The sequence below is a fragment of the Acinetobacter uliginosus genome (assembly GCF_044130295.1).
In the GTDB taxonomy this organism is placed as follows: Bacteria; Pseudomonadota; Gammaproteobacteria; order Pseudomonadales; family Moraxellaceae; genus Acinetobacter.
Map to the genome: position 1 here is coordinate 25,826 of NZ_JBIQOC010000002.1, position 20,099 is coordinate 45,924.

The 20,099-nt window shown below is 41.8% G+C and carries 18 protein-coding genes and 1 pseudogene; 13 read left to right on the forward strand and 6 right to left on the reverse strand.

Going from position 1 to position 20,099, the window contains the following annotated elements:
* Positions 1-3: 3 nt before the first annotated feature.
* Positions 4-735: a hydroxyacylglutathione hydrolase gene (gene gloB, locus ACE01T_RS00820; protein ID WP_180082302.1), complete on the reverse strand. Its 732-nt coding sequence runs from the start codon at positions 733-735 to the stop codon at positions 4-6.
* Here gloB and ACE01T_RS00825 point away from each other — a divergent pair.
* The 3 genes from ACE01T_RS00825 to ACE01T_RS00835 all read left to right on the forward strand — a co-directional run bounded on the left by ACE01T_RS00825 (position 730) and on the right by ACE01T_RS00835 (position 4,707).
* Positions 730-891: a hypothetical protein gene (locus ACE01T_RS00825; protein ID WP_395518566.1), complete on the forward strand. Its 162-nt coding sequence runs from the start codon at positions 730-732 to the stop codon at positions 889-891. The genes gloB and ACE01T_RS00825 overlap by 6 nt on opposite strands.
* An 88-nt stretch (positions 892-979) precedes the next feature.
* Positions 980-1,804, forward strand: a complete 825-nt coding sequence (locus ACE01T_RS00830; RefSeq protein ID WP_180082301.1) for a PhzF family phenazine biosynthesis protein — start codon at positions 980-982, stop codon at positions 1,802-1,804.
* 134 nt (positions 1,805-1,938) lie between these two features.
* Positions 1,939-4,707, forward strand: a complete 2,769-nt coding sequence (locus ACE01T_RS00835; protein WP_180041751.1) for a M16 family metallopeptidase — start codon at positions 1,939-1,941, stop codon at positions 4,705-4,707.
* 85 nt (positions 4,708-4,792) lie between these two features.
* Here the strand turns inward: ACE01T_RS00835 and ACE01T_RS00840 are convergent.
* Both ACE01T_RS00840 and ACE01T_RS00845 read right to left on the reverse strand, forming a co-directional pair.
* Positions 4,793-5,249 (reverse strand): annotated as a pseudogene (locus tag ACE01T_RS00840) (amidohydrolase family protein); the annotation flags it as partial.
* 130 nt (positions 5,250-5,379) lie between these two features.
* Positions 5,380-5,781 (reverse strand): DUF3144 domain-containing protein, encoded by a 402-nt coding sequence (locus tag ACE01T_RS00845; RefSeq protein ID WP_086195539.1) that lies wholly within the window; start codon positions 5,779-5,781, stop codon positions 5,380-5,382.
* A gap of 109 nt (positions 5,782-5,890) precedes the next feature.
* Between ACE01T_RS00845 and ACE01T_RS00850 the strand changes: the two genes are divergently transcribed.
* Positions 5,891-6,523, forward strand: coding sequence for a hypothetical protein (locus ACE01T_RS00850; RefSeq protein WP_395518567.1), 633 nt, complete (start codon positions 5,891-5,893; stop codon positions 6,521-6,523).
* Positions 6,524-6,544: 21 nt separating this feature from the next.
* Here the strand turns inward: ACE01T_RS00850 and ACE01T_RS00855 are convergent, their stop codons facing one another.
* Together ACE01T_RS00855 and ACE01T_RS00860 are read right to left on the reverse strand one after the other, a co-directional pair.
* Positions 6,545-8,005, reverse strand: a complete 1,461-nt coding sequence (locus tag ACE01T_RS00855; protein ID WP_395518568.1) for a CYTH and CHAD domain-containing protein — start codon at positions 8,003-8,005, stop codon at positions 6,545-6,547.
* 183 nt (positions 8,006-8,188) lie between these two features.
* Positions 8,189-9,649 carry a CYTH domain-containing protein gene (locus ACE01T_RS00860; RefSeq protein WP_180041747.1) on the reverse strand — a complete coding sequence of 487 codons (1,461 nt, stop codon included), beginning with the start codon at positions 9,647-9,649 and terminating at the stop codon, positions 8,189-8,191.
* 273 nt (positions 9,650-9,922) lie between these two features.
* Here ACE01T_RS00860 and ACE01T_RS00865 point away from each other — a divergent pair, with 273 nt between their 5' ends.
* From ACE01T_RS00865 to ACE01T_RS00905, 9 genes are all read left to right on the forward strand, one after another.
* Complete coding sequence (locus ACE01T_RS00865; protein WP_166166573.1) at positions 9,923-10,306, forward strand: Mpo1-like protein; 384 nt, start codon at positions 9,923-9,925, stop codon at positions 10,304-10,306.
* Between the two features lie 649 nt (positions 10,307-10,955).
* On the forward strand, positions 10,956-11,576 hold the full coding sequence (gene thiE / locus ACE01T_RS00870) for a thiamine phosphate synthase (RefSeq protein ID WP_180041744.1): 621 nt from the start codon (positions 10,956-10,958) through the stop codon (positions 11,574-11,576).
* Between the two features lie 43 nt (positions 11,577-11,619).
* Positions 11,620-12,927 carry a glutamate-1-semialdehyde 2,1-aminomutase gene (gene hemL, locus ACE01T_RS00875; protein ID WP_180041742.1) on the forward strand — a complete coding sequence of 436 codons (1,308 nt, stop codon included), beginning with the start codon at positions 11,620-11,622 and terminating at the stop codon, positions 12,925-12,927.
* Positions 12,928-12,993: 66 nt separating this feature from the next.
* Positions 12,994-13,413, forward strand: coding sequence for a GlcG/HbpS family heme-binding protein (locus ACE01T_RS00880; RefSeq protein ID WP_180041740.1), 420 nt, complete (start codon positions 12,994-12,996; stop codon positions 13,411-13,413).
* Positions 13,413-14,120: a phosphopantetheine-binding protein gene (locus ACE01T_RS00885; protein ID WP_300044604.1), complete on the forward strand. Its 708-nt coding sequence runs from the start codon at positions 13,413-13,415 to the stop codon at positions 14,118-14,120. The genes ACE01T_RS00880 and ACE01T_RS00885 overlap by 1 nt, the downstream gene beginning before the upstream one ends.
* 132 nt (positions 14,121-14,252) lie before the next feature.
* Positions 14,253-14,897 carry an RluA family pseudouridine synthase gene (locus tag ACE01T_RS00890; RefSeq protein ID WP_300044607.1) on the forward strand — a complete coding sequence of 215 codons (645 nt, stop codon included), beginning with the start codon at positions 14,253-14,255 and terminating at the stop codon, positions 14,895-14,897.
* Positions 14,898-15,040: 143 nt separating this feature from the next.
* The gene (gene rapA / locus ACE01T_RS00895) at positions 15,041-17,878 is read left to right on the forward strand and encodes an RNA polymerase-associated protein RapA (RefSeq protein WP_180041734.1); all 2,838 of its coding nucleotides are present in this window, start codon (positions 15,041-15,043) and stop codon (positions 17,876-17,878) included.
* A gap of 133 nt (positions 17,879-18,011) precedes the next feature.
* Complete coding sequence (locus ACE01T_RS00900; RefSeq protein ID WP_300044611.1) at positions 18,012-18,278, forward strand: PAAR domain-containing protein; 267 nt, start codon at positions 18,012-18,014, stop codon at positions 18,276-18,278.
* Between the two features lie 154 nt (positions 18,279-18,432).
* On the forward strand, positions 18,433-19,311 hold the full coding sequence (locus tag ACE01T_RS00905; protein WP_300044614.1) for an alpha/beta fold hydrolase: 879 nt from the start codon (positions 18,433-18,435) through the stop codon (positions 19,309-19,311).
* Between the two features lies 1 nt (position 19,312).
* Here ACE01T_RS00905 and fabR read toward each other — a convergent pair whose 3' ends face one another.
* On the reverse strand, positions 19,313-20,008 hold the full coding sequence (gene fabR / locus ACE01T_RS00910) for an HTH-type transcriptional repressor FabR (RefSeq protein WP_086195526.1): 696 nt from the start codon (positions 20,006-20,008) through the stop codon (positions 19,313-19,315).
* Between the last annotated feature and the right edge of the window lie 91 nt (positions 20,009-20,099).

A 20,099-nucleotide genomic window follows, 5' to 3' on the forward strand; every position in this document is an offset into this window, starting at 1 on the left:
CCATTAAAAGTTATCTTTTAACTGTCGTATGTACCGAAATTCTTCCACGCTGTCCACCCTTAAAAAGGGATTGGTTTGCAGTTCCAGTTCAATGCTACTTGGTAAGGTACTTTGACCGAGCATACGCAGTGCTTCCACCTGTTCGAAGCGCTGCTGAATCGCCAGGTTGTCAGGTTCGACATGTAAAGCAAACTTGGCATTTGCCAGTGTATATTCATGGGTGCAGTAGACTTTGGTACGTGCTGGCAAAGCAGCCAGACGGTTCAGCGAATGGTACATTTGCTCATATGTTCCTTCGAACACACGGCCACAACCCATGGCAAACAATGTATCGCCACAGAAAAGTACATCCAGCGCATCAATAAAATAAACGATATGCCCCAGTGTATGTCCAGGTACGGCAATAATCTCAATATTTAAATCATGAAAACTAAGATGATTTTCATGTTGCAGGGGATGAGTGATAAAAGGAACTTTGCTTAATTCTTCCCGTGGACCATAAACGGGGATATGACGATTTTGTAAAAGCTCGGGCACACCGCCAATATGGTCTTTATGCCAATGTGTCAGCCAGATCTGAGTCAGCTTTAAACCTTTCGCTGTACAAAATTCTTCGACCAGATGTGCTTCAGTAGGGTCAACTGCAACTACTTCTTTACTCGGGATATGTTCTAATAACCAGATATAGTTCTGCAATTGATTTTTCACATCAATCATATGGACTTGAAAATGCATAAGATAGAAATCAATGATATAGATATGGATAAGCTAGCCTTAAAGCCAGGTTTTTTCCAGGGGAAAATCGCAATTAATAGGCCAGTATTTATACATAAAGTTGCTGATCTGCAGGCGGATACAAAAACAGTCTTTCTCGATCAGCTTTTTGTTTAAAAAGCACGCTATGGAATACTTGCAGCAATAATGTCTGTATTACATTTAGAACATACAAAGTGCTGAATCTAAAATTGGGGAGATCAATATGAAAATGTATCAGGTGGATGCCTTCACAACGGAACTGTTTAAAGGAAATCCTGCGGCAGTGATTGTGACTGAATACTGGCTGGATGAGGTCTTGATGCAAAATATCGCCTTAGAAAATAATCTGGCAGAAACTGCTTTTGTAAAAATGCTTGATGCAGAAAACTATGAAATCCGCTGGTTTACCCCAACCACAGAAGTGAACTTTTGTGGACATGCAACGCTAGCCAGCAGTTTTGTACTATTCAAAGATTATACCGCTGCGAAAACTCTTCGGTTTCATGTTAAAGAGCTCGGTATTTTTGTAGTAAGCCAGGAGGCTGATGGTAAAATCAAAATGAACTTTCCGATTCGCCGTGCAAAAAAAATTACCCATTATCCTGAAGTTTTAAAGCAAATTTTAAGCAAGCCATTTAAAAATGTTTATTTAAATCATCAGGCCTACATTATGGAATATGCAAATCCACAAGATGTACGGGATGAAAAGCCCAATCTGGAATTATTCAAACAATGGACACTCAATCAAGCCGAGAAAACCCAACCCAAGCGTGTTCTGGACCTGGCCATTACTGCTCAGGCTGCTGCGCCTTATGATTGTATATCGCGTTATTTTGCTCCCGCTAATGGCATTGATGAAGATCCGGTTACTGGTTCAATTCATACCGCGATTGCGCCACTTTGGGCAGAGAAATTGGGCAAAAAAGATATTCTGGCTGATCAGGCATCTGCACGTGGGGGAAAATTATATTGTGAACTGCTTGAAAATGAACGGATTGAAATTTCAGGTTATGCAAAATTATATATGCAGGCAGAGCTACATTTGTAACATCTGGATATAAATGAACGACAAAGCTGTTGAAATAAACGGTAATGCTTGCAAAAAGTAACTACTCAACATCATGATCATTTTCTAAGATGTGATGCTTAAAAATTCATATGACTGAATAAATTGGAATAATTATGCTCATGCGGTTCAAACAACTTACTATCTCATTATTATTTGTTGGTTTTAGTGCAACTGCCTGGGCACAACCGATCTTGGTTAAATCTGAGCAGAAGATTGAAGAATATACATTAGACAATGGTTTTCGCGTGGTTCTGGCGCAAAATGATAAAGAAAATAAAGTCTTTATGAACACGGTCTATCTGACCGGTTCACTTAATGATCCGCAGGGCAAAGGCGGTTTGGCACATTTGCTCGAACATCTGGCATTTAAGGGTACACAGAATATCAAAGGTGAAGAATTTCAGCGCCGTCTGGATCAATACACCTTAATGACCAACGCCAGTACAGATTATTATTCCACCAAATATACCAATGTGATCCGTCCTGAACAGAATGCGATTAATCAAGTGATTCATCTTGAAGCTGAACGTATGGACAAGCTGGTGCTGCAAGAAAAGTTTGTCCCTTCTGAAATTGCCATTGTGAAACGCGAACGTGAAGTTCGTATGGATCAGCCTTTTGCAGTGATGATGGACCAGATGTGGAAATCGGCTTATGGCAATAAGTATTTGGGACGTTTGCCGATTGGCGATTTAAAAGAATTGCAGTCCATTAAAATGGATGAGCTGAATAAATTTTATCGAACCTGGTATGCGCCGAACAATGCCGTAATGATCATTTCCGGTAAATTTGATAAAGCCGCTGTGTTAAAACAGATTGATCAACAGTTTAGTCCAATAGCAACTCGTCAGGTTCCAGTACAGACCAAAGTTCCTGTGCTGGACTCAGCCAAAATTCAGCATAGAAATTTTGTTGTAAAAAAGGGCAGTGATCTGGCTAAATTCAATATTTACCTGAATGGCAAAAATGAAAAGATCAAATCTGCTTTGGCACTGACACCTTATTTATATACCATGCAACCGAGTGGGCATCTTTATCAAAGCATGGTGGAAACCGGTTTAAGTACCGGCGTTCAATCTACTACCTGGCTAGATCAGGACTTTAATCTGGTCTTTATGGGCGCCATTTATGCACCGAATCATGATGAGAAGAAAGTGCAATCCGAACTTATTGCGGGTGTGGAAAAAAGTCAGCTATTTAATGAGACTGAACTAAACCGGGTAAAAAATCTGATTCAGAATCAGGCAGACAGTGTACTCAGTAATGCTGCCGCTTTGGGGGGGCGTTTAAGTGATTATTATGTGGCTTATCAGGGAGACTGGTCGCAGTACTTTACTGATTTGAATAATGTGAAGCAATTGAAGCTTGCTGATGTCAATCAAACCCTGACCCGGTTTTTAGTGCCAGAACATCGCATTTCTGGAGATATTAAACCGACCCCGGAAGATCAGAAAAAAGCATTACAACAACAGGCTGCCGAGCAACCTAAAACCTTAGATCAGGCCAGTGTGCAAGAAGAGCCGCTTAAAGACAGCAGTGCCTATAAGCAGGAAGTCGCGGAATACGTCAAAACCTCAAAGCAGTATTTGGTGGATACTGAAAAGAAAATCCAGCGCGGAACGTTGAAAAACGGTATTGCATACGCTTTGTATCCGACCTCTACCCGTGATGATAAAACCTATGCCACCATTTCTGTTGACTTTGGTACTGACAAATCTTTGTTTAATAAAGGTGAAGTACTGGATTTAATGGCCTATTTACTCTTGCGTGGCTCAGATCAGTATAGTTTGCAGGATATTGCAGACAAATCGATTGAGGCGGGTGGTGGAGCAACGGCTACAGCATCTGCAAATAGCATTACCATTCAGATTGTGGCAAAAAAAGAGAAATTTGATGATTATTTCAAATTTATGCTTGATGTTCTGAAAACACCGAAGTTTGAACAATCGCAATTTGACCTGATCAAGTCACAAAGCTTGTCGAGCCTGGATCGTCCATATACGGAACCTGAAACAGTTGCCGCATTGACCATGACCCGTTTATTGGAAACCTATCAGCCAGGAGATTTACGCTATCATTTTGAACCTGAGCTGTCTAAACAGCAGCTTAAAGCAGCAACAGTTGAGCAAGTGAAAAAATTATATCAGGATTTCTTTATCAGTCATCATGCACAAATTGCGATTACTGGTGATTATCAGGCTCAGCCGATGCTTAAATTGCTACAAAAAGAATTCTCTGGATGGAAAGCCCAATTGCCTTATCAACGCTTAAGTTCTGATTATCAGGCGTATAAGGCACAAAAAATCCATGCTTTATCAGAACAACGTGAATTTGGTAATTATCAGGCCATTTTGACCTTGCCGGTGGGTTCGAATCATGCCGATGCGCCAGCCTTAATGGCGTTTAGTTATATTCTGGCTGACTCGCAGCTGTCGTCACGTTTAGCCCAGGAACTCCGTGAGAAAAATGCCTTGGTATATGGATTTGGCAGCAATCTGGATCTGGATGAATGGATTGATTCAGGGGCACTCACCATAGAAGCCAATTATACGGCAGCAAAGTCGGCGCAAGTATCACAAGCCGTGCATAAGGTACTGAATGATTTACTCACTAAAGGGGTAACTGAACAGGAGCTGGAAGCGGCCAAAGCCAATATTCTGAAAAAACGGGTGACTGCTTTGGAAGATGAACGCAGTATTCACGCGATGCTTTTACCGCAACTGGAACATAATCGCGACTTATTATTCCGTGAAAAGCGTGATCAGGCTTTTAAAAAACTTAGCAAAGCAGATGTGGATACCGTAATCAAGAAATACATCAAACTGGATCAGCTGGTGGAAGTTATGGCAGACCAGTATGGAAAGCCACAAAACAAGTCATAACTTTTAAACGCTATTTTCTATCCTGCTATTCATATATTTGTTGTGCTTTTCCCCTCCTTTTAGGAGGGGTTAGGGGAGGTTTCTTTTAAAGCTGATAAAACTGCTTTGCATTATGATGAAAAACTTGTTTCAGTGCATTCGGATCATAGACCCCACTACCACATCACTAAAGGCATTAATGATGTTCAGCAGTGAGCTGTTGATGACCCGATCCATGGGAAAGTTGAAGGCAAATATGACCCGGTAATTGCCAAAGTGGCGCAGTACATGGCTAATCAGTGGAAAGGCTAAATCATAGATTTCCTGTTTGCTGGCTAAGCGGTCTTGTTTATGAAACTGATGACCTAATACAGGCATAACAGGCCCGATATCTTGGTATAAATATTCGGGCAACTGGCCAGTTTGGCAATATCCTCCTGCCAGCGCACCAGAATGTTTTCCCGGGCGACTCTGATCAACCCGGTCAAAGTACCCACTTGACCAAAAAGACCGGCAGGCGTGCCAAAATGGTCCAGTACAATAGAGGTTTCCGGAAACTGTCTCCAGCTATTGTATGGTCAGTCTTTGGTTCAGTAAATCTCTGTCATGTCACCATACACTAAGGTATTTTGGCTTTGGATGACCTTTCATCCAAAAACTCAGCACATAAAAAAAGCCCCGTAGGGCTTTTCATTAATGATCGTGATTGTGGTCATGATCATGCTTGTTGGTATGAAATTCTTCGTTACGACGGAAGCGAAGATAGTTTTCAAACTGTTCGCAATATTCGTCATAGTTATCTTCCAGCATCATCTGGAATTGCTGCATGATGTACGACATCACCTGATCTTTGGCATCACGCATTTCATTGCCATCTTTAAAGTTATTGGCAGCTACCCAAGTATTAAAACGGGCAGTAGCAAATAACATGGCAGCGCTGACTTGTCCGCGCATTTCAGCAGGTTTCACGGCTGAACCTTTTTCGACACGGCAAAATTCGTTGGCCTGTTTAATAAATTCATCAGCACGTTCAAAAAAAGCAGCATTTAACGCTTCTTCTTCGGTTACATCTGTTGCTTCAATCTTTTGAACCATGAACTTTTCCTGCAAAAACGATCTAATGGCTTATTATAGGCAAAGCCTTGCAGAAACTAAACCTTTGGCTTAATCTAAAAATAGCCTAAGCATTAAAATGGATAATCCAATGCAAGATGCCATTGCTGTACAAAGTTTAAAAAGTAACATCGCCTTATTGCGTCAAAATATTTGGCCGCCTGCAAATCTGGCCAATGTTGAAGGCTTACCTATTTATTATGGTTCTAAAAAAGAAGTCGATGAATATTACCGGCAATGGATCGGGTTAATTGAACGAGCACAAGATCTATTCCAGCCTTTTATGCAAGATGAAACACTCGATGCGGTGCATTTACCCAGCCATTTGAATCTACCGCTGTTCTATTTTCATGTTGACCGCATCCGAATTAATAAAACCCGCGCCAAAGAGTCGAAAACCTTTCGCGGTATTGCCAGCCTGGTGGATAAGTGTGGACAATATGAGCCTGCACAAATTCAAGCCATGAATGCCTGGTTAGAAAGTGATGATACCGCAGTTTTGGTGGCACATCGCGAATTTATCGACTTACGCACTTATGTGTTCCAGCATGGACAAAGTGAATATACTCGTACGCGGTTTTATGTAAATGGTATTGTACTGAGTACAGAGCCACATTTTGAGCTGGTAGATGCCCGTGACAAGCCGCGCAAACAGCGCAATGACAGTTATAGTGATCCACTGGCGGATAATGGAACCTGGAAAATATTTGGCAAATATCGCTAATATTAATTTTACATTTTCTACTTACCAGAAAGTATCGGTTTTAGAATAATCGTCTAAATGCTGCTGAGCCTGTTGCAGAACGTATTTTTTCTCACTGGCAATCCAGCCCAAGGCAAACCACGATTTTTGTTTACGTTTAACCATATTCTGAAACAGCGTTTCGGCCACCATCAAATCGTTATATTGTCCCAAACTTTCCTGGGCGGGTTTTAAATCTTTGAGATAGTGCTTTACATCTTGAACAGGATAAAGCGAAGCCACGAATTCTACACAATAACGCAAGCGTTTGACCCGTTTGCGGGTACGATGCCGGGATGGAATATCCAGCTGTAAAAATTGATCGGCATCTTTGCAAATTTGTTGATGCATTTTTTGCAGTTTTTTGGAGATATCTTTTTTTAATCCGGATTTTTTCTGTTCTTTACTTGGCTGATCGACAAAGCGTAGCAGATGAAGAATCAATTCTACAAAGTCTGAAGAACGTAATGATTCATCAATGGGAATGCCAGATTGTTCAGGCGTATCTGGAACCTCAACAAAAGGGGCACCTGCCTGTTCGAGCTGAGGTAAAAGTCCTTCACTCAAGGCATCGCGATCACGGGTTGAACCCAGTTGGCGGAACAGATGAGTCAGCTGCTCTTGCCAGTCTGGATTGACATCTTTTGACCAGTCGTCAAAAACACGTAAGGCACTTCTTAAACGGCGAATGGCAACCCGAGTCTGGTGCACATGTTCGCTATCATACTGTCCGGAAGCGATGGTCGATGCATTTGGCAATAGGTGCTGCAAGGTATTATTGATGATCTGCTTTAAAGCTTGATCTGTTGAGTCCTGTGGATTCAGTTGCAGTGGGCTGGCAAATTGAGCGGCAGGATTTTTTAAATTCTGTGCCAGCAAATCGCCGCGTTGAGCTTTACTGCGCACATCTAGCCATAAATGATATCGCTGCACCCAGGGGTGAATAAATTTGATCAGGTCTTGTATGGAACCTTGTTTAAGCTCAAATTCAATTTCATAAATTGATACGCTCTGATCGTTATGTCGAATTTCGCCGCGATCCAGACTGACTTCAATTTTTGAACGGTTAAAATGAATCACATGCACCAGACGTTGAACGACTGTTTCATATTGCACAATCAGGTTTTTAGCCTGTTTGCCCAAAGCATTTTGCAGCAATTGTTTTGCTTTCGAATCGGATTGATAAATCTTAAGATCTAAATCCGGGTCTTTTTGCTTGCCTAAATCACTTTCCAGTTCAAAACGTTGTAAGGAATGATCGCTGGGCGCTTTTAAAGTTTGTATCCAATGATCGTCTTCAAGACGTTGCCGTAATGAAATATTTTTTTCAGCCAAATGCCGTTCGGGCGTGTCATAGTATTTTGCGTATAAAGAAATCAAGCGAGCATTCTTGTTCAAGAAGAGCTGATAGAGCTTTTCTTGATCTGATGCGGGAATCTGAAATTTTAATTCTACTTCAAGCATGTTAAAACTCCTGACGCTTCATCATCCGATAGGGCCATGACTTTCATTGTAAGCCAGTATCAAAAAAAGAGTAGGGTTTTGCCAGAAAGTAGATCAAGCGTATATCGCCCCACTCATTGGTGTGCATTAAAAGATCATGCCATACGCTTTGATTTGACTGGTTTAATTTTGTCGCTTTATTTGTTACTTAATAAATTTACGACTCACCAGGAATTGTTCTGTCGCTTCCAGCAGGTTTTGTGCATACACTTCCTGTTTTGCTGTCAGCCAACCCAACACAAACCAGTCACTGGCTTCCAGTTCAGTTTGCTGAATATACTCGGCAGAAGAGGCCAGAATCTGATATTCACTGGCTGCAAGTTGCGCATCATTCAAGGCTTTGCTGTATTTTTGCAAATTTTTGACATCATAAATCGAAGTTAGAATCGGGAAGCTAAATTTCAGTTCATGAATTTTAGTGGCTAACTGATCCAGACTTTCAAAATTGGCAATATCGGTATTTGCGAGATGATCTTGGAGTTGTTTATATTGATTTTGCAGGGTATTTTGCGCAAACCACTTTAAGTCGTGCACTTGGGACTTATCCTTGTGGTCCAAGCCAAACATCAATAATTCCAGATAATGATGTACGTTTTGTGTTGAACGTACCAGATTGGCCAATTTTTCTTTAGCATACAAAATATCTTTGGCTAAATTTGATGCAGTATTGGGATTCTGTAAAAATGCGCCTAAAGTCGACTGCATGTGCTGCAAATGCTGTAAATGATCAAACTGATGCTTAAATGCACCCAGCTGCACCGCCCATTTGTCGGAAACTGCCTCATTCCAGTCTTTAAATAACGACAGGGTCAAATGTAAATGATCCAGGGCAATTTGTGCCTGCTGAATATGGGTTTGCTCGGCAACACCTGCAGCAATAGCTGCGATATTTGGCAGTAAATGCTGTAACTGCTGGGCAATCAGCATGCGCAAGTTTTTATTGGCGGGGTCTTTTTTACTTAAATGAAATTCCTTGGCTAATTTTGCCGGACTGACGGGTTGCTGGATGGCCAGAAGATTGCCGATTTCGGCCTTACTGCGCACGTCCAGCCAAAGGTGATATTTTTTCACCCATTCAAAGCTAAAGGCGAGAAGAGATTGGACTGAGCCTGACTTCAATTCAAATTCAACTTCATGTACTTCACTCTGCGCTGTTTCGGTACGCACTTCACCAACATCTAGACTGACTTCTATCTCGGTTTCTTCAAAATGAATGACGCGAAAGGTACGCTGTATATCAGTTTCAAACTGTAATTTAAGTTGATCCTGTGCCTCACCCAAAGCATTTTTCAGGATGTGTTGTGCTTCAGCATCCTGCTCATAAATAGATAAATCCAGTTGCGGTGCCTGTTCCAGTTCACCCAGGTCATGATTGTGCTCAAAACGATGTAAGTGGCTTTTCCCGGCAGCTTTCAAGGTTTGAATCCAGCGTGTGCCTTCCAGACGTTGTCTTAAGGCAACACCATGCTGTGAGAGTAAGCGTTCCGATGTGTCGTAATATTTGGCTTTCAGTTGAATAATTTCAGATTTTTTAGGATCCAATGCTTTCAGTAAAGCATTACGTCTTGCTTCAGGAATTTGAAATTTTAATTCAACTTCAATCATGATTTTTCATCCTAATTTTTTGATGCGATGTCAGCAATGCAAACATTATCTATAGCTTACACATGCATTATGAAATCTGTTCTTTTATAGCGCCGGAAATAGCATTGTTCATTCTAAGCTGATGATTGTAGCGAAAATGATTTTTGATGTAAGACTTGACGAACGGATTCTTGACTGGTTGCTTTGCAAATGATCAAAAAAATGATAAAAGCGGACACTTTAATTTGGCTGAAATATGAGCTAACTTGAATCAAAATAGGCAGGACTATGACCATGAATACAACAATCCAGCTCAAATTTGAACATCATCCAGAACCGGAATTTCAGCTGCCGATTCAAAACTATCATGAATTCTATCGGTTTTATTTAACTGAGCATCGTAATATCATGAGTCGCCGTTTGCATATATTCGGCAGTAGTGTCGGGGCATGCTTATTAAGTCGTGCCATTGTAAAAAGAAAGCCAAAGTATCTGGTTTATGGCTTATTGTTTGGCTATGCCAGTGCATGGGCAGGTCATTTCTGCTTTGAAAAAAACAAACCGGCCAGTTTTAAACAGCCGCTCTATAGTTTTATTTCAGATTGGCGCATGTTTTCTGATGTGTTGCGTGGGAATTTAAGTTTGAAAGATCGTTCCCTGGATAAAATTCCCAGTTAGTTAAAAAAATCACTTATATTATGTGAATAGTGTTGGAAAAATTTACCTAAAAATAAAATATTTGTAAATTTACGGAATGTAGACTTGCAATGGTAGAGTGAATATTCTATTAATAGAACAGGCATTGAATAAATTGATTTCTTACTTCGAGCGTCCTACTTTTAAAGTTTTCCAAGCCTAGAGCGACCTTCTCTAGGCTTTTTTTATTTAAGGAAGGTTAGATAAAAGCTAAAGTTTTTGAATCAAGATTAAAAAATATATGGAATTAAAAATTTACAAGAAATGCTTTGTCAGAGTTGAAGATATTACCTAATTTTAGCGGAATAAAAATAGAAAGACTTCCTAATCCTTCATTGGCTTCCCCCAAGCGCATTTTATAATCAAGGATCAGGAAGTCTTTTCATTGCTTCAAGTTTTTGTTTTATAATTATTATTTATTTTTATTTTGTGGTTTATTTAATCGTTTAATCTTCAGATGATCTATCCCTGAAAATAGGTATTTTCACACTATTTAACTCAAAGTTGCTACCGTTTAAGTTTTCTAATTTTTGATATTCATCTGCTGTAATTTTAAGGAATTAAGACAGTTCCGCTGAATCTTGTCCCTGATATGCCTATAATAAGGCAGTTTTAGTTTTGGCAGTTTGTTATGCGCGGTTTATATCTGATCACCAATGATGATCCTTTAGAACTTTTATTGGCTAAGCTTGAAGGTGCAATGGCCAATGGCGGTATTTCAGTATTGCAATACCGTCGTAAAAAAGTCGCCAAAGAAGATCAATTTTATGAAATTGAGTACATGAAAGCCATGTGTGCTGAATATCGCGTACCTTTCGTGATTAATGACGATCTTGAAATTGCGGTTAAATACGGTGTAGGTGTGCATCTGGGCCAGGATGATGGCTCTATTGTCGATGCGGTTGCACGTTTGCCAGAAGGTGTCCTGATTGGTCGCAGTTGCAACAATTCACTGGAATTGGCAGAACAGGCGATTGCCGATGGTGCAAATTATGTGGCATTTGGTGCAATTTATGCGACTGAGAGTAAGCCTGAAGCCGGAAACATTGGTTTGGAAACATTAAAACAAGCCAAAACGCAACTAAATGTGCCGATCTGTGCCATTGGCGGGTTAACCGTTGAAAATTCAAAGATCGTGGTTGAATCTGGTGCAGATTATTGTGCAGTGATTAGTGATATATTAGGTCGTCCTATGCATGCCATTCCTGAGCGTCTTGATGAATGGTCTGCACTTTTTCAAGACAGCCTTTAATAATATAGATTTAGATTGATTTAATTTTGAGTTGAGTAAATTCATGAGCCTATCTCCAAAGCAAGAACAATTGTTTAAACAAGCCAGCAAACATATTCCGGGTGGGGTGAATTCACCGGTACGTGCGTTTAATGGGGTGGGTGGTACGCCTGTATTTATTGAAAAAGCCAAAGGTGCCTATTTATACGATGTCGATGGTAAACGCTATGTGGACTATGTTGGTTCATGGGGACCGATGATTTTAGGCCATGCCCATCCTGACATCATTAAAGCCGTACAAGAGGCTGCTGTTGATGGCTTAAGCTTTGGTGCACCAACAGTTCATGAAACAACCCTGGCTGACATCATCTGTGAAATCATGCCGTCGATTGAACTGGTTCGTATGACCAATTCAGGTACGGAAGCAACCATGACAGCAATCCGTTTGGCACGAGGCTACACAGGCCGCGATAAGATTGTAAAATTTGAAGGCTGTTACCACGGTCACTCAGACTCGCTTTTAGTTAAAGCGGGTTCAGGCATGTTGACTAGCGGTGAAGGTGAAGCGACTTCTGCGGGTGTACCGGCTGATTTTGCCAAGCACACTTTAACCCTGCCATACAATGACATCGCGACTTTAAAAGAATGTTTTGCTAAATTCGGTCATGAAATTGCTGGCGTAATTGTTGAGCCAGTCGCAGGCAACATGAACTTGGTGAAACCGATTGACGGTTTCCTGCAAGCAATTCGTGATGTATGTGATGAGCATGGTTCGGTTTTCATCATTGATGAAGTGATGACCGGTTTCCGTGTCGGTCTAGGCGGTGCACAGGCACATTATGGCGTAACACCTGATTTGACCACTTTGGGTAAAATTATTGGTGCAGGCCTGCCAGTCGGTGCGTTTGGTGGTAAACGAGAAGTGATGGAATGCATCGCGCCACTGGGTAAAGTCTATCAAGCAGGGACATTGTCAGGTAATCCACTCGCGATGCGTGCCGGTATTGAAATGTTTAAACATTTACGTGCCGAAGGTTTTTATGAAAAATTAACTGCGCAACTCGAAAAACTGCTTGCCGGTTTACAAGCTGCTGCGGATGAAGCAGATATTCCATTCAAGACTCAACAAGTGGGCGGGATGTTCGGTTTGTACTTTACCGATCAAGAAGACATTACCAGCTTTGATTCAATGCTGAAATGTGATGTGAATGCCTTCCGTAAATTCTTCCATGGCATGTTGCAGCGTGGGGTGAATTTTGCGCCATCTGCATTTGAAGCTGGCTTTATTTCAGCTGCACACAGTGATGAAGATATTGAATTTACTATTCAAGCTGCGAAAGAAACCTTTGCTGAAATGAAAGCATCCGCTTAATTTTGAGCATGTAAATGAAGCCCGTTTTATAGCGGGCTTTTTTATAAAGAATTTTTGAGAGCGAATATGAAAACCAAACATTATTTGACTTTAAGCGATGCGGAATTTTTACTAAATTCAGCTTATGAATATGCACTTGAACATGATTTTAATGTCAGTATCGCCATTGTAGATGAAACGGGTAATTTGCTTGCGATGAAACGTATGGATGGGGCATCACCTATGACAGCCAATTTATGTCTAGAAAAAGCCAAATGCTCGGCAATGAGCCGCCGTCCATCCAAGCTATTTGAAGATATTATCAAAGGCGGTCAAATGGGCTTTCTGACTATGGAAACGTTCTCGGGCATGTTAGAAGGTGGTGAGCCGATTCTGTATCAAGGGCAGTTGGTCGGAGCGATGGGGGTGTCAGGTGTGAAGTCGTTTGAAGATGCGGAGATTGCACAGGTAGCGATTGAGAAGTTTTTAGCGCAGGTTGAGGCTTAATGTTTTATCCATTACCCAAAAAGATCCAACTCCCCCCCTCCCAAGCCAAATGGCAGCTTTCAGCAACTGAATCGGTTTTAGTGTTGGTGGGATTGCACAACCTAAGGATGATGGCAGGCATACAAGACAGCGACCTCATGACCCATCTTGTTCAGATCACTAATAAAGCCAAAGCTTTAGATATTCCGATTGTTGATTTGTATGGTGATGACCTGATGCAGGGCATGCAGCAACTCGGTGAATATGCATCATCGCATCCACAACTGATTTTTGCCGGGCAGGTCACGCCGATGCTCAAGCAAATATTGCCGCATCTACAAAGTGTCACCGAGCAAATCTGTGTAGTAGACGATGCGATTTTATTGTCGAATCAAGACCAGCATATTCAATGGATTGATAACATTTCGATACACGGCTTGCATCATATGAATAGCTATAGTTTGACTAGATTATGGGATTTAAGTGCGCCATCCAATTATGTGCTTTCCCCCAAGGGAATTATGCTTGCGGTTGCAGAGCAACTGAACATGGATGCTCTGGAAATTGATCCTGATCTTGATCTGAAACAGTACGGTTTGGATTCTGTTGCTATTGTCACTTTAGTGGGGATTTGGCGAGCGCATGGGGCAAACATTACGTATGAAGATGTCCTAAAACACAATTCACTACATGCGCTGGTCAGCTTTGTATTGCAATCAGCACGTTGATAACACGGGATTGAAATAATTTTTGAGCAAAATCGGAAAAACCGTCACCAATTCGAATATTGTGCATTGTAATTCTGCGCCAAGCTTTCTATCATTGCCGCCTTGTTTGCGCGATCAGCCTGGGATTGAACATTGAGTAATTTTCTAACCGAACATCTGATACATCGTGATGAAGATTTTATGGTCATCCATAAACCTGCAGGTGTACTCACCGTTCCTGGCAAAACCGAAGATTTACAAGATTGCGTGATCAACCGATTATTAGAAATAGAACCCAAAACACTACTGATTCACCGTCTGGACCGGGATACTTCAGGCATTCTGGTGTTTGGCCTGAGCAGATGGGGACAAAAAACCATTTCCCGCCAGTTTCAGGAACGTCAAACAGATAAAACCTATCAGGCGATTGTAGCAGGGCATCTCGAAGGGGAAGGTACGGTTGATGTACCTGTTGTCTATGATCCTGAACATCCACCTTTACATATTGCCGATCCCAATCATAACAAGCCTGCACTGACACATTGGCAGGCCATCGAACATTTTGAAATTCAAGAGCAGGCGGTGACGCGGGTCAAACTTAGCCCGATTACAGGCCGTTCCCATCAGCTACGCGTGCATATGCAATATCTGGGTCATCCTATTATTGGTGATACTTTATATGCCACTCCTGAGCAGCAACTGATGATGCCGCGTCTGTGCCTGCATGCTGAAAACTTAAGTTTTTATCATCCGCAAACAGAACAGCTGATGGAGTTTTATGCTCCAGTTCCTTTTTAAAGTAAAAACTTTTTAATCCTCATAGATTTTGCGCACTTTTTAGTGGGCTTTATGTCAAAATATATTGCTTAAAGACCTGGTTTTTTGCTCAAATACCAAGCAGATTTTGGGCTTGAAATTAGTGTCCTCATTTTTAGATAAAGGTGGAAAAATTGCATCAGTTTGCTATTGGTCAGCGTTGGTTATCAGATACGGAAACAGAACTCGGTTTAGGGGTTCTTATAGATGTAGATGAAAGATCGGTTAGCATCTTATTCCCAAAAAGTGATGAAACACGTGTCTATGCACGTAACAATGCACCTTTATCACGTATTGTGTTCAATGTGAAGGATGAACTGCAGGATCAGGAAGGCACTCAATGGACAGTTGAGTCTTTGGAAGACCGTCATGGTGTGGTGCGCTATAACGTCGTGCGTAATCTGGAAGATGGCTCAGAAGAACGTAAGTCACTCAATGAAACCCGTATCGGTGCGACCATCCAGCTGTCTAAACCGCTTGACCGTTTACTGGCCAGTCAGGTCGACTATAAAGAATGGTATGACCTGCGTATTGAAGCTTTACTGATGCAAGCCAATATGAAGAACAGTCCTCTGCGCGGCATGGTCGGTGCGCGTGTAGGCCTGATTCCGCACCAGCTTTATATTGCCCATGAAGTGGGACAGCGTTTTGCACCGCGTGTCTTACTTGCGGACGAAGTCGGTTTGGGTAAAACCATTGAAGCGGGCCTGATTATTCATCAGCAACTCAAAACATCGCGTTCTGAACGTATCCTGATTCTCGTGCCAGATTCACTGCAATATCAGTGGATGATTGAAATGCGCCGCCGTTTTAATCTGGAATTTTCACTGTTCGATTTGACCCGTACCGCATCCATCAAGGAACATGATCCTGATCTAAACCCATTCCTGACCGAGCAGCGCATCATTGCTTCTGTTGATTTGATGGTGGATCACGAGGATTTACGTGAACAGGCTTTAGAAGCTGGTTTTGATCTTCTGGTGGTGGATGAAGCTCATCACCTGATGTGGAGTGAAGAAGAAGGAGGTAATGACCGTTACGATTTGGTTGAAGAGCTGGCGGAAAAAACCCCGGGTGTGTTACTGCTTACAGCAACACCTGAACAGTTAGGTGTAGAAAGCCATTTTGCCCGTTTACGTCTGCTTGATCCACAACGTTTCAGTTCACTTGATCGCTTCCTTGATGAAGAAGAGCAGTATCATCAGACTGCAAAAATTGCTGAAGTGCTGATGTCAGACCTGCCTTTGGAAGAAGGGCATTTAAAAGCGATTGAAGGTTTATTGGGTCATAGCATTCAGGATGAGCCGGAACAGCGTTTCCGTGCTATTCACGAATTATTAGACCGTCATGGTACTGGCCGTATCTTATTCCGTAATACCCGTGAAGCGATTCAGGGTTTCCCGGGTCGTGACTGTCAACCAGCACCTTTACCAGCACCTGCAAACTGGTCAAAAGACGGTAAGCTACGTGAACAGATGTGGCCGGAAGAAGCTCAGCTGGATGGCGCATGGATGGAACATGATCCACGCGTGATGTGGCTGATGGAAAAGCTGCGTACTGATCTTAAACACAAAAAAGTGTTGCTGATTGCACGTAGTGGTCCTGTAGTGGAAGCACTGGAAAATGTGCTGCGTTTACATGCTGGTATCCGTACTGCCATGTTCCATGAAGGTATGAGCCTGCTTGAGCGTGACCAGGCAGCGGCTTATTTCGCTGAAGAGTCTTATGGGGCACAAATTCTATTGTGTTCTGAAATCGGTTCAGAAGGGCGTAACTTCCAGTTTGCCTCTGACCTGATCTTATTTGATTTGCCTGCGAACCCGGATGTGCTTGAACAGCGTATTGGTCGTCTGGACCGTATTGGTCAGGAAAACCGGATTCAGATTCATGTGCCTTATCTGGTTGGTACAGCGCAAGAGCGTATGTTCCGCTGGTACAACGAAGGCTTAAATATTTTCAGTAATATTTCCCCGACGGCACAAACACTGCAAGAAAACTTTATTGTGAAATTAAAAGACTGTTTACTGGCAGATTTAGGCCAGCAGTTTGAAGATTTGCTGGAAGAAGTTAGTGTTCAGCGTGAAGCGCTGGAAGCTGAATTGCAGGAAGGCCGTGACCGTCTGCTGGAATACAACTCTTGCCGTCCAATCGTGGCACAGGAAATTGTGCAGGCGCTTGAAGATTATGATGACAACACTACTTTGCCGATGTTTATGAAACGCTTCATGGCGTCGACCAATATCGATTTTGATGAGCAAAGTAACGGTACGGTGATCATCAAGCCGACCGATCAAATGCAGGTACAAGGCTTGTCTTTAGATGAAGAAGGCATGACTGCGACCTTCTATCGTGATCAGGCGCAGGTTCGTGAAGATGCACAGTATTTAACCCTTGAGCATCCATTCACTGAAAGTGTGATGGAAATGATCAATACTCAATCTTTTGGTAGCACCAACGTTGCAGTATTAAAATCAGCAGCCTTGCCACAGGGTTCGGTATTGATGGAAGTCTGGTTCAAGGTGGATGTGGTTGCACCGAAGGCATTGAACCTGCCATCCAGCTTGCCACAACAGTTGATTCGTGTATTGCTTAGTGAAAAAGGTCAGGACCTGTCTGAAAAGATTGCTCCGGAAATCCTGAAACCTTATTTGCATCACCTAGATGGCAATAGCTGCCGTCAAGTGGTGAAAGCACGCCGTGAAGTGATTGAGCAGCGTTATGCACAAGCCTTGGATATTGCCAAATCTGCATTGCCAAACTTCAAGCAGCAGGCAAAAGAAGTTTATGGCAATAAATGGCAATATGAAATTGACCGTTTAACTTACCTGAAGCAATTCAACCCAAGTATCCGTGAAGATGAAATTTCACGCTTACAGAAATTCCAGAAAGAAGGCTTGAGCTTGTTGGATGGCTTATCTGTCATACCGGAAGCCATTCAGGTGATGGTTGTGGTTAAACCATAATTTGGAATTGAAACAAAAAGCACCTGCGGGTGCTTTTTGTTTTTAAGATGAAGGAGTTCTGACTCATCTAGCTTAAAATTCAACTCATGCTAAAATAAGAAAATAATTTTTATAAAGTACAAGAAGAATAACAATGGCTCAGTCTTTAATAACCCTCGGTTCTACCACCTCGCACGGCGGTATAGTTTCGGAATGCGATTCTTCTTTTATCATAAATGGAGTGGCTGTGCATTTGCATGGCATGAAGCATTATTGTCCGAAATGCCAAACTGTTGTGTCCGCGATTGCTGCTGAACAGTCAACTACTGTGAAAGGACGTGGGGTGGTGATTGCAGGTGATAAGACAACTTGTGGAGCGACTTTTTTCGGTAGTCAGTTTCTGGTGGTTTCGCGAAAATAAACAGCAGCAGTCAAATCATTTGGTGTACAGAATTCTGTAATTAAGCCTTCTGACTTGCAAGTCAGGGAGTTAAGCATTTAGTGATTTCATCCAAGCCTGCTTTTGCTTAAGCTATCGCACTACTACGGGAACAATTTTAACAAGAGCAGCTTGTATGGCAGATGAATTATTCAGAAAAAATGCGATTCATTTTACTCATGCCAATGGTATTCCTTCTGCCAGCTATCAAAAGTTTTTTCGCTCTTTTGAAGAAGAATTTGATATTAAAGCTATTCCAGTGATTGGAATGAGTCCTGAATATCCCGTCACTTATACATGGACACATCTGGTGGATCAGGTGATTGCCGACATTGAACAGCAGTTTCCAAACCAGCAGGTGATTGGCTTGGGTCACTCATTTGGTTCTTTGCTCACTTTAATGGCGGCCTATAAACGCCCTGATTTGTTTTCACAACTGGTGATCATGGATCCACCTTTTGTGATTGGGCCTAAGTCTGCCATTTTTGAAGTTATGCAAAAGCTGAAATTAAAAGCAGTCGATAAAATTACTCCTGCAGCTATGACTTTGAAGCGCAACGATCACTGGCCTGACTATGAAACGGCATATGCATCTTTGCGAAATAATCGCCTGTTCAAGAGTTTTGATACGCAGTGTTTTGATGATTATTTTGCGCATGCTATTACAGAAGATCAAAGTAGAGGAGGCGTGACCTTAACTATTCCTAAAGTCATTGAAGCAGAAATTTTCAGAACCGTTCCAGCCTGGTGGTGGCGTACACCACGTCAAGCACCGAAAATGCCTGTACATTTAATTACGGCAGAACAGAGTCACTTTTATAAACAGGGCTTGCCGCAAGGAATGAAAAAAATCTATGGAATTGAATTTAGTGTGGTTGAAGGTGGGCATATGTTTCCTTTAGAGCAACCTGAAAGCATATCCCAATCAGTGAAGAAAATTATTTCAGCACAGCAAAATATCGAATGTATAGTGAAGAATCCATATGTGTATTCTTCACGAACAATAAAATTATAAATTACCGGATTTTCGCTTCATCCAGATGGCGTGCACCTTCTAGAATCATCCGAATCATGATCATGGTTTGTTCGGCAATTTCTTTACGTTCCTTCGCAGAGATATCAATCACTGTTGCACCCATATTAAATACCAGCTGGGTAATAGCTTTTGCGGCGATATCGGGGTGAGAAAGCCTGTTGTTATTGAGGCGTTCCAGGCGAATGAGATCTTCCTGTAATTCTTGCTGGAAATAATTTAACTGGCGTTCAACCGCTAATTTATATGAAGCGGAGCCGGTATAGGCTTCACGCAGCAATAAACTTAAATTGCCTTCATCTGCATCTAACTGTTCAATAAAAACTTCGACTGAACTGCGAATAATGCTGTTTTGCTTGGAGGCCTTTAAGCGCGCTTGGTGCAAAATTTGACGCAATACAATCCCGGCACGATCAATCAGCTCAATCGCAAGTTCATCTATATCTCTGAAATGCCGATAAAAACTGTTGGGCGCAATGCCAGCTTCACGCGCAACTTCACGTAGGCTCAAGGAAGAAATGCTTTTTTGCGGTCCAATTAAGTTCAATGCAGCTTGAAACAGCTCTTCTTTGGTAATGGTTGCTTTTCGTCCTACAGTACGGACGGTTACCGGTTCATGAACAACATTCTGTTTATCAACAGGAGCATCAATATTTTTTTTGATTGAAGACGGGTTCATATTTTTCAAGGGATTAGAGATACGAAAACATTATAACGGTTGCATTGCAACTTGGGAAATGAATAGAAACAATACAAATATATATACAAGT

Bases quoted from the DNA above. Each gene is read 5' to 3' on its own strand.
- ACE01T_RS00825 (WP_395518566.1), top strand. From the start codon at position 730: ATGCATAAGATAGAAATCAATGATATAGATATGGATAAGCTAGCCTTA.
- gloB (WP_180082302.1), bottom strand. From the start codon at position 735: ATGCATTTTCAAGTCCATATGATTGATGTGAAAAATCAATTGCAGAAC.
- ACE01T_RS00830 (WP_180082301.1), top strand. From the start codon at position 980: ATGAAAATGTATCAGGTGGATGCCTTCACAACGGAACTGTTTAAAGGA.
- ACE01T_RS00835 (WP_180041751.1), top strand. From the start codon at position 1,939: ATGCTCATGCGGTTCAAACAACTTACTATCTCATTATTATTTGTTGGT.
- ACE01T_RS00845 (WP_086195539.1), bottom strand. From the start codon at position 5,781: ATGGTTCAAAAGATTGAAGCAACAGATGTAACCGAAGAAGAAGCGTTA.
- ACE01T_RS00850 (WP_395518567.1), top strand. From the start codon at position 5,891: ATGCAAGATGCCATTGCTGTACAAAGTTTAAAAAGTAACATCGCCTTA.
- ACE01T_RS00855 (WP_395518568.1), bottom strand. From the start codon at position 8,005: ATGCTTGAAGTAGAATTAAAATTTCAGATTCCCGCATCAGATCAAGAA.
- ACE01T_RS00860 (WP_180041747.1), bottom strand. From the start codon at position 9,649: ATGATTGAAGTTGAATTAAAATTTCAAATTCCTGAAGCAAGACGTAAT.
- ACE01T_RS00865 (WP_166166573.1), top strand. From the start codon at position 9,923: ATGAATACAACAATCCAGCTCAAATTTGAACATCATCCAGAACCGGAA.
- thiE (WP_180041744.1), top strand. From the start codon at position 10,956: ATGCGCGGTTTATATCTGATCACCAATGATGATCCTTTAGAACTTTTA.
- hemL (WP_180041742.1), top strand. From the start codon at position 11,620: ATGAGCCTATCTCCAAAGCAAGAACAATTGTTTAAACAAGCCAGCAAA.
- ACE01T_RS00880 (WP_180041740.1), top strand. From the start codon at position 12,994: ATGAAAACCAAACATTATTTGACTTTAAGCGATGCGGAATTTTTACTA.
- ACE01T_RS00885 (WP_300044604.1), top strand. From the start codon at position 13,413: ATGTTTTATCCATTACCCAAAAAGATCCAACTCCCCCCCTCCCAAGCC.
- ACE01T_RS00900 (WP_300044611.1), top strand. From the start codon at position 18,012: ATGGCTCAGTCTTTAATAACCCTCGGTTCTACCACCTCGCACGGCGGT.
- ACE01T_RS00905 (WP_300044614.1), top strand. From the start codon at position 18,433: ATGGCAGATGAATTATTCAGAAAAAATGCGATTCATTTTACTCATGCC.
- fabR (WP_086195526.1), bottom strand. From the start codon at position 20,008: ATGAACCCGTCTTCAATCAAAAAAAATATTGATGCTCCTGTTGATAAA.